We start from the raw sequence: 8,755 nt of genomic DNA, 5'->3' as shown, positions 1-8,755 counted from the left end.
ATGCCCGCGAACGCCTCGTCGAGCGCGTCAGCCGCGACCTCGACGATGAGGTCGGGACGCTTCGCGTAGTGCCCTTCCGTGATGTCGGTACTGCTGTGCCCGAGCAGGTCGCGTGCGACCTCGACGCCAGCCGTGTCCGATACCGCGGCAGCGACGGCCTTGCGGAGACTGCGGAAGGTGAGATGCTCGGCGTCGACCCCAATAGCCAACAGTTCCGGCTCGAACTCGCGGCGGAACATCCTGAGCAACTCGCCGACTGCGCTGGGGTCGCGCGGACGGCCGCGCTCGGTCGTGAACAGCACGTCGTCTGGATTCCGCTCGGAGTCGGGAACGTGGCTCGCCACGAATTCGCTCAGTACCTTCGCCGCGAACTTCGGAACGCGAACCCAACGCTTCTGCCGCTCCGCCTTGGGTGAGTCCTGACGGAACAGGCCGCGGGACTTGGTGCGCACCATCGTCCCGCCGACCCAGACGAGCGCCTCCATCGTGAGGCTTCCATCCGGTTGTTCCACCGCCTCGAACCGCACGTCCTGGAACCGGATCGCAATCGGTTCCGCTGTCCGCTCGGAGGTGCCGAGCGTGATGAGGATGTAGTCGGCGAGCAGCTTGTAGTTAGGCCGTCGACCCACCGGATACCGCTTCCGGTGCCGCTCGGGCCACACCTCGCGGATGAGGTGGAGGATGTACTTGACCTGCACCGCGTCGAGTTCGAAGTACACCGTGTCCGGCTCGTCCGCTCGTCTGGTCGCACGGATCGGGTTCGCCACGACGACCGCCCCGTACCGTGTGTTCTGGATCGACCCGGCAGCCGAGAAATGCCCCTGCTGGATCGCCCAGTCGAACATGAGCGACATCACGTTCCGAACCTTGTTCGCGGTCGTCACCGACTTCTCCCGTGCGATGTCCATAAGCAGCCCATCAGCACGGTCGGCAGTGATGTCGGCGATGGGGATGGCCCCAGCGCGCGGGATGACATGCGCGCGCACCACCGAGGCGTAGCCATCGACGGTCTGCTCGCGGCGCTGGCGCAGCACCCGCGGATCGTCGTCGTGGTACGCCGTCTTCAGCCACGTCGTCGCCAGCTCAGCGACGGTCATGAGCTGTGTTCGTCGCGCCAGGACTCGACCGACGGCGACATCAGCCGCTTCCTGCAACGCGGTCAGAGCCTCAGCCTCGGTCGCTCCGCTGCCGCTGGGACGACGCTCTTGCCCGTTGCCGTCATAGACCCGCGCTCGCGCGATGACCAGGCCGTTCGGCTCAACGGTGTAGGTCACCTTGCCAAGTTCGCCGAGCGCGCGCTTCGGCCGAGCCATCAGTCGCCCGCACTTTCCGTCGGGGCCACGATCCGCCCCGTGATGAACGCCTCGACATCCTCATCGCGGTAGCGAACGTTGTGCGACGAGAGCGCGACGAACGGCAACCCGAGACCTCGGCTGCGCGCACGCTCTGTCCGCCAGTCAGCGAGCGTCCTGATCGGGATGCCCGTGTACTCCGCAAGCTCCTGCGGAGTCCAGAGGCGGGGGCGGGCGTCGCTCATACCAATGAGGTAGGCGGCACCACCCGTCGACCTCCAGCGAACCCCGTAGGACGGCCAAGAATCGAGTAAACGGACGGGTTCTCGGACAGCCGCAGCAGCGACCCCACCCATGCTCACCATTGCACTTCCCTGTGTTTGCAGGGAAGTGTGAGCCTGCGGAACCCCCTCCGGTTCTCAGATCCTCAAGCCGAGCTGTACTTCGGCGTCTGAGCGACGCCCGCACGAAGAGCCCGTCGGCACCGCGCCGGCGGGCTCTTCGCTGTCCTGCCGCTCTTCGGTACGCCGCATGCCCGGTGAATCCCTCGGAAGGATGCGCGGCATACGCAGGATCGTGGCGCCGCCCTCCCCCGCGCACCACACGCGGCCACGAGCACACGACGAGTCCGCTCATCGCGGTGGGCTCGCCATCCACCGCAGCAGCGATCGCGCGTCGGCATCCGTGGCGCACGGTGATCGGGCTGGTCGTCACAGCCGTCGCGGTGGCGCTGGCGACGATCGTCGCGATGCTGCTCGACCTCCTCGCTCCCGCTGCGCTGGAGGTTGCGGCGGCCGGCGCGCTGATCGGTGTCGGCGTCGGCTCAGCCGTAGAACAGCTTCTCGAAGTCGCGGCGCGCCCGTCGCGCCGTGCGCAGCCACTCCTCCTCCACCAGGGTCGCCGAGCGCGCCGGATACTCCAGGAGCCGCCCGATGCCGTCCAGCTTGCCGCGGTCGGTCGGCAGCACGTCGCTCGTCTGCCCCGACAGCAGCGTGTTCGCCGACCTCAGCCGACTGGCCAGGCGCCACGCGTCGTGCAGGCGCTGCGCGGCGGCATCCGGCACCAGCCGGGCCGCGCGTGCCGCTTCGAGGGCCTCGAGGGTCGACGTCGTCCGGAGGGGCGGGACATCGTGCGCGTGTTCGTGTTGCAACACCTGCACGAGCCATTCGACGTCGCTCAGCCCGCCGGGCCCCAGCTTCAGGTGACGCGAGCGATCGACACCCTGTGGGAGGCGTTCGTTCTCGACGCGGGCCTTGATCCGCTTGATCTCCCGAAGATCCTGCTCCGCCGGTCGCGCGGGGTAGCGCACCTCGTCGGCGAGGGCCATGAAGCGGTTGATGAGCTTCACACTGCCGGCGACACCGCGGGCTCGCAGCAGTGCCTGCGCTTCCCACGACAGCGACCAGCGGCGGTAGTACTCGGTGTACGAATCGAGAGATCGCACCAGCGGCCCGTTGCGACCCTCGGGCCGCAGACCGGCGTCCAGATCGAACGGAACGCGATGGTCTTCGGAGTACGAGCGAAGGCCACTGACGAGTTTGATCGCCAGGTCGTGGGCGCGCTGCGGATCGATCCCGTTGGCTTCGTAGACGTACAGGACATCGGCATCCGATCCGAAGCCGAGCTCGGCACCGCCGAAGCGACCCATCGCGATGACGGAGAAGTCGAGGGCGGCGTCCGCCGGAGCGACGATCTCACGGCGGACGGCACGGAGGGTGGCCTGGATGGTCACTTCGCTGACCGTCGTGAGCCCCTGCGCGAGCTCGTCGATGGTGAGGGTGCCGAGGACGGCGCCGAAGGCCAGGCGCAGCAGTTCGCGCCGACGCAGCGCCCGCACCGCGCGCATGGCATCGCCGACCGTCTCGTGGCGTGTCTGGATCGCCCGCGCCTCTTCCTGCAGCGCGTGACCGCCGCGCGGACGCAACTGGTCGTCTGAGTCGAGCCAGGCCACTGATTCAGGGATCCACTCCATCAGCTCGCCGATGTACCGCGAACCCGACAGCACACGCGTGAGACGTTCGGCGGCTCCGGAGGAGTCCCGTAGCATGCGCAGGAACCACGGGGTGTCGCCCAGGCGCTCGCTGATGCGTCGGAAGGCCAGCAGACCGTAGTCGGGGTCGACGCCGTCGGCGAACCAACGGATCATCACCGGCATGAGGTGACGCTGGATCGTCGCCTTCCGGCTCAGCCCGCCGGTCAGAGCGCCGATATGTCGGAGGGCCCCGGCCGGATCGTGGAATCCGATCGCCGCCAGCCGATCGTGCGCCTGATCCGGCGACAGCTGATGCTCGTCCGAACTGAGCGCCGCCACGGCCGACAGCAGCGGACGGTAGAACAGACGCACGTGGATCTCGCGGACCTCGCGTTTGATCCCCTCCCACAGCGCCCATACGGCGGGCCCGGTCTCGGCCAGCCCGGAAGAGCGGGCCAGCACACGCAGGCCCTCGGGGTGCTGCGGCATCAGGTGGGTGCGCCGCAGATCCTTCAACTGCATCCGATGCTCCAGCACCCGCAGCATCCGGTAGTCATGGGAGAAGGCCGCGGCGTCTTCGCGGCCGATGTAGCCCGCACCGACGAGGGCCTCCAGCGCGTCGAGCGTGCCACGCTGACGAATGCTGTCGTCGGTGAGTCCGTGTACGAGCTGCAGCAGCTGCACCGTGAACTCGATGTCGCGGATGCCGCCGGGTCCGAGCTTGAGCTGATAAACGACGTCGGCGGGAGGGATGTGCTCGGTGACGCGCTCACGCATGCGCTGCACACTGTCGACGAAGTTCTCCCGGGCGGCACTCGTCCAGATCTTCGGCTGGACCGCGGCGACATATGCGTTTCCGAGCATGCGATCACCCGCGAGGGGACGAGCCTTCAGAAGTGCCTGGAACTCCCAGCTCTTGGCCCACCTGTCGTAGTACGAAAGGTGCGAGTCGAGCGTGCGGACGAGGGCGCCCTGTTTGCCCTCGGGGCGCAGATTCGCGTCCACCTCCCACAGCGGGGGCTCGATCTCCATTCCCGAGATCCCACGCATCGTCTGCACGGCGAGCCGCGTCGCGATGTCGATGACGCGGCTCTCCCCCACCTGCTCCACGAGCTCATCCGAGCCGCCGCCGACGAAGATCACGTCGACATCACTGACGTAGTTGAGCTCTCGAGCGCCGGTCTTGCCCATGCCGATGATCGCGAGCCGGGTGGCGGAGACCTGCTCGCGAGGGAACAGCCCGGAGCCCGGTGCACCCCCGGCGACGCGTGTGCGCGCCACGCAGAGAGATGCCTCCAGGGCCGCCCCGGCCGCGTCCGCAAGGCTTGCGGCCACGGACGCGAGCACGTCGACCGCATCGTCGGCGCCGAGGTCGTACGTCGCGATACGCGCCAGCATGCGGCGGTAGCGCACGCGCAGCGCCACCCACGCGCTCTCATCCCCGGTGGCGGCGAAGCCATCGGCATCCGCTCCCACCGCGTTCGTGAGCTCTGCACGAAGCTCGTCGGCTGTCGGCAGCGGCGCACCCGCGCCCATGAGGTGAGCCAATTCGTCGGGATGGCGCAGGTAGAAATCCGCGAAGCCGCTCGAGGCGCCGAGCAGCCGCCAGACGCTCGAGGAGACGCGACGCAGGGCGCGTCCGACGGCTGGTGCGTCACGTCGTGCGATACGCACCAGCGCGGACAGGGCGGCGTCGGGGTCGCCCGCTTCCGCGGCTCCGCGCAGGATCTCCTGCCGGTCCATCCCGAGCGCATCCATCAGCTCGGTCAGCAGCGCATCGGCGTCGCCGAGTTCACCGAACCCGTCGCGCGCCAGCTGCGTGAGAACCGACGTGCGCTCGTTCGAGGACACGGCTCAGAGCATCTCCAGGTTGCTCTTCAGCTCGAACGGTGTCACCTGCGCGCGGTACTCCTGCCACTCGCGGCGCTTGTTGAGCAGGACGTAGTTGAACACCTGCTCGCCGAGGGTCTCTGCGACCAGCTCCGACTCCTCCATGTATTCGAGGGCATGGTCGAGGCTGGCCGGCAGCTGCGCGTACCCGAGGGCACGCCGCTCCGCGTCGGTGAGCGACCAGACGTTGTCCTCGGCCTCGGGGGGAAGCTCGTACTCCTCCTCGATGCCCTTGAGGCCTGCGGCGAGTATGAGCGCGAACGACAGGTAAGGGTTGGCGGCGGAGTCCAGCGCGCGATACTCGACGCGGGTGGACTGTCCCTTGTTCGGCTTGTACATGGGTACGCGCACGAGAGCGGAGCGGTTGTTGTGTCCCCAGCAGATGAAGCTCGGGGCCTCGTCGCCTCCCCAGAGGCGCTTGTACGAGTTCACGAACTGATTGGTGACGGCGGCGATCTCGTTCGCGTGCGTCAGCAGGCCGGCGATGAACTGACGACCGGTCTTGGAGAGCTGGTACTGCGCACCCTCTTCGTAGAAGGCGTTCTGGTCGCCCTCGAACAGCGACATGTGCGTGTGCATGCCGCTGCCGGGCTTGCCGGAGAGCGGCTTCGGCATGAAGGTCGCGTAGACGCCCTGCTCGATTGCCACCTCCTTCACCACGGTGCGGAAGGTCATGATGTTGTCGGCTGTCGCGAGGGCATCCGCGTAGCGCAGATCGATCTCGTTCTGACCGGGTCCGCCCTCGTGATGGCTGTATTCGACGGAGATGCCGAGGTCCTCGAGCATGCGCACGCTGCGGCGGCGGAAATCATGCGCCGTGCCGCCGGGCACATTGTCGAAGTACCCGGCCGAGTCGACCGGCTCGGGACCCTCCGCGCCGAACGAAGACGACTTGAGCAGGTAGAACTCGATCTCGGGATGCGTGTAGAAAGTGAACCCGGCATCCGCCGCCTTCGCCAGCGTGCGCTTGAGCACGTGACGGGGGTCGGCGACGGCGGGCTGGCCGTCCGGGGTCGTGATGTCGCAGAACATGCGGGCTGTGGGATCGATCTCCCCACGCCAGGGCAGGATCTGAAAGGTCGTCGGGTCGGGGTGGGCGAGCAGATCCGACTCGTACGAGCGCGTCAGTCCCTCGATGGCCGATCCATCGAATCCGAGGCCTTCGGTGAAGGCGCCTTCGACCTCGGCGGGGGCGATCGCCACCGACTTCAAGGTGCCGATCACATCGGTGAACCAAAGACGGACGAACTTCACGCCCCGCTCTTCGATCGTGCGCAGTACGAAGTCCCGCTGCTTGTCCATCGCGTCCTCTCAGATGCCGCTTCTCAGATGCCGCTTCGAAGGGAAGCCGGGCCCACGCTCAGACTATCGGTCTCCGCTCGTGTCCGACGCGTCGCCGGGCGCGCTTCAGTCGTTCTCGCGCTCGTCCTCCTCAGCCCATTCGCGGGAGCGCTGGGCGAGCAGCTGCGGAGCGTTTGCCGCCTCTTCAGAGGTGTCGAACGGGCCGGCGCGGTCGATCGCCGGTGACGCGAATCCGCGCTCCACGGCGCCGCTGGTGAAGTTGTACCAGTACTTGTCTTCGCCTGACGTCATGGCGCGTCCTTCCTGTCGGGGCGTTGGCCCACCGGTGCCCATCTGCGGGCTCTGGCTCGATCCTAACGAGCGGCACCGACGACCTGGATAGGCTGGACGCCATGACGACGAAGGCGACCCGCGCGGTCGGTGTGGACATCGGCGGAACCGGCATCAAGGGTGCCCTCGTGGATCTCGAGGGGGGAAACCTCCTCAGCGAGCGGGTCAAGGTGCCCACGCCTGCCGGCGCCGAGCCGGATGACGTGCTGGCTGCGGTGAAGACCGTGCTCGAGACGCTCGGCGTCAGTGATGCCGACGTTCCGCTGGGCGTCGCGTTCCCGGCGATCGTGAAGAACGGCAAGACCCTGTCGGCGGCGAACGTCGCGGAGACGTGGGTGGGCTTCGAAGCCGAGAAGTTCTTCGAGGACGGGCTGGGGCGCGAGATCCACTTCGCCAACGATGCCGACGTCGCCGGTGTGGCCGAGGCCCGTTACGGCGCCGCGCGCGATGTGTCCGGGCTGGTGCTCTTGACGACGCTCGGTACGGGCATCGGCACCGCGATGCTCTACAACGGCGTGCTCATCCCGAACGCGGAGCTCGGTCACCTGCAGCGCGCCAACCACGGCAAGGATGCCGAGGCGTGGGCCGCGTACTCGGCGATGGAGCGCGACGCGCTGACGTGGAAGGGGTGGGCGAAGCGCCTGCAGTGGTATTACAGCTACCTCGAGTTCCTGCTCAGCCCCGACCTGTTCATCGTGGGTGGCGGCGTCTCGAAGCACGCCGACGAGTTCCTCCCGATGCTGACGCTCACGACACCGATCGTGCCCGCGACGCATCGCAACAACGCCGGCATCATCGGCGCCGCCGCGCTGGCCGTCTGACAGACGGGGGCGAATGGGCCGGCCTGTACGCCGGGTTCTGTCCGGGAGCTGACGCTCCGTGGACGGTCATCTCTCTCGGCGACACGTTGCCGTGCCGCTCCAGCGGCCTACCCGGGGACTCGGCGAGCCGCGTCGGCATCCCCTGTCTGGCCTTGCTCCGGGCGAGGTTTACCGTGCGGATCGTGTCACCACGATCCCGGTGGTCTCTTACACCACCCTTTCACCCTTACCTCGGAACTCCGACGAGCGGAGTCCGGGGCGGTCTGCTCTCTGTGGCACTGTCTCGCGGATTGCTCCGGGTGGGTGTTACCCACCGCCCTGCCCTGTGGAGCCCGGACGTTCCTCGGTGCGGGTCACCCCGCCACGCGACCGTCCAGCCGACCCATTCGCGATCTCGATCCTACTGGTCGGTGCCGAGTGATCGTGATACGGTGTCGCCACGAGACCCGGCTGGGGGGTTTGGGCTCGCATCGCCTGGGGGAGGCAATCATCATGCGTAAGTACGCACTGTCCGCTGTTCTCGCTGTCCTGCTGCTGTCGGGAGGTGCGACCGCTGCGGCCGCCGCCGATACCGACGGCTACGGGCCCGACACACCGCCGGCGCCGACGTTGGTCGGCACGATGGTCGCACCGTCCTGCGAATCCGATGTTCCGTGGATCAACTACTCGATCGTCATGAACGACCCGGGCGGACTCGTCACGAGTCACACGGCCCTTATCGTGCTGAGCGACGGCAACCAATCCACGACCATCCCGCTCGGTGAGCTGGTGAACGGGCGGCTATCGGGGCGCGTGCTCTGGCCCGGCGCGTCCGTCGACGCGAACGGCGTCGGCAACGGATGGCCCGGATGGGCGTTCGAGAACGGCCAGTGGGTCGCGTCATCGGGCAACTTCGCCTGGACTCGCGGTGACATCTCCGCCGTGGTCGAGGTGAACCCGTCGCTGCGCGTCGCTCTGTCGTACCCGCCGTCCACGTCGGCGTGCCTGACAGACCCGGCCGGTGTGGGAACCTCGGGAGCCGTCGCAGCGGCCGGCATGTCGCTGCCGGCGACGGGAGGCAACATCGCCGCGGTGCTTCCGCTCCTCGGCGGGGCGGTCGTCCTGGTCGTCGGTGGAGGCGTCCTGCTGTACGTGCGCCGCACCCGTCG

The 8,755-nt window shown here is 67.9% G+C and carries 7 protein-coding genes and 1 other RNA gene; 2 read left to right on the top strand and 6 right to left on the bottom strand.

Features of this window, described 5'->3' with window-relative positions; translation table 11 throughout:
- The 5 genes from BGN98_RS11760 to BGN98_RS11740 form a co-directional block, all read right to left on the bottom strand.
- Positions 1 to 1,313 (bottom strand): site-specific integrase (locus BGN98_RS11760; RefSeq protein ID WP_288121492.1); only part of this gene is annotated, 1,313 nt, incomplete at its 3' end.
- Positions 1,313 to 1,537 carry a helix-turn-helix transcriptional regulator gene (locus BGN98_RS11755; protein ID WP_125131959.1) on the bottom strand — a complete coding sequence of 75 codons (225 nt, stop codon included), beginning with the start codon at positions 1,535 to 1,537 and terminating at the stop codon, positions 1,313 to 1,315. The genes BGN98_RS11755 and BGN98_RS11760, both read right to left, overlap by 1 nt.
- A gap of 578 nt (positions 1,538 to 2,115) precedes the next feature.
- Positions 2,116 to 5,115, bottom strand: a complete 3,000-nt coding sequence (locus BGN98_RS11750) for a bifunctional [glutamine synthetase] adenylyltransferase/[glutamine synthetase]-adenylyl-L-tyrosine phosphorylase (RefSeq protein WP_005049463.1) — start codon at positions 5,113 to 5,115, stop codon at positions 2,116 to 2,118.
- Positions 5,116 to 5,118: 3 nt separating this feature from the next.
- Entirely contained in the window at positions 5,119 to 6,456 is a 1,338-nt protein-coding gene (glnA, locus tag BGN98_RS11745; RefSeq protein WP_288121491.1) for a type I glutamate--ammonia ligase, read from the bottom strand.
- 105 nt (positions 6,457 to 6,561) lie between these two features.
- Complete coding sequence (locus tag BGN98_RS11740) at positions 6,562 to 6,747, bottom strand: SPOR domain-containing protein (protein WP_288121490.1); 186 nt, start codon at positions 6,745 to 6,747, stop codon at positions 6,562 to 6,564.
- Between the two features lie 101 nt (positions 6,748 to 6,848).
- Here BGN98_RS11740 and ppgK point away from each other — a divergent pair, with 101 nt between their 5' ends.
- A complete protein-coding gene (gene ppgK, locus BGN98_RS11735; protein ID WP_005049459.1) occupies positions 6,849 to 7,607 on the top strand; it encodes a polyphosphate--glucose phosphotransferase in 759 nt (252 codons plus the stop codon).
- Positions 7,608 to 7,617: 10 nt separating this feature from the next.
- On the opposite strand, the gene rnpB is transcribed toward ppgK, so the two are convergent.
- Positions 7,618 to 7,992: RNase P RNA component class A (gene rnpB / locus BGN98_RS11730), an RNA gene on the bottom strand.
- A gap of 107 nt (positions 7,993 to 8,099) precedes the next feature.
- Between rnpB and BGN98_RS11725 the strand changes: the two genes are divergently transcribed.
- On the top strand, positions 8,100 to 8,755 hold a 656-nt coding region (locus BGN98_RS11725; RefSeq protein ID WP_288121489.1), incomplete at its 3' end, for an LPXTG cell wall anchor domain-containing protein.

The sequence above is a fragment of the Microbacterium sp. 69-7 genome, from assembly GCF_001897985.1.
Taxonomy (GTDB): domain Bacteria; phylum Actinomycetota; class Actinomycetes; order Actinomycetales; family Microbacteriaceae; genus Microbacterium; species Microbacterium laevaniformans.
The sequence above is the reverse complement of the archived record's forward strand: the minus strand, read 5'-3'. Positions and strand labels throughout refer to the sequence as shown.

Coding starts and splice junctions, on each gene's coding strand:
- BGN98_RS11740 (WP_288121490.1), bottom strand. CDS start 6,747: ATGACGTCAGGCGAAGACAAGTACTGGTACAACTTCACCAGCGGCGCC.
- glnA (WP_288121491.1), bottom strand. CDS start 6,456: ATGGACAAGCAGCGGGACTTCGTACTGCGCACGATCGAAGAGCGGGGC.
- ppgK (WP_005049459.1), top strand. CDS start 6,849: ATGACGACGAAGGCGACCCGCGCGGTCGGTGTGGACATCGGCGGAACC.
- BGN98_RS11755 (WP_125131959.1), bottom strand. CDS start 1,537: ATGAGCGACGCCCGCCCCCGCCTCTGGACTCCGCAGGAGCTTGCGGAG.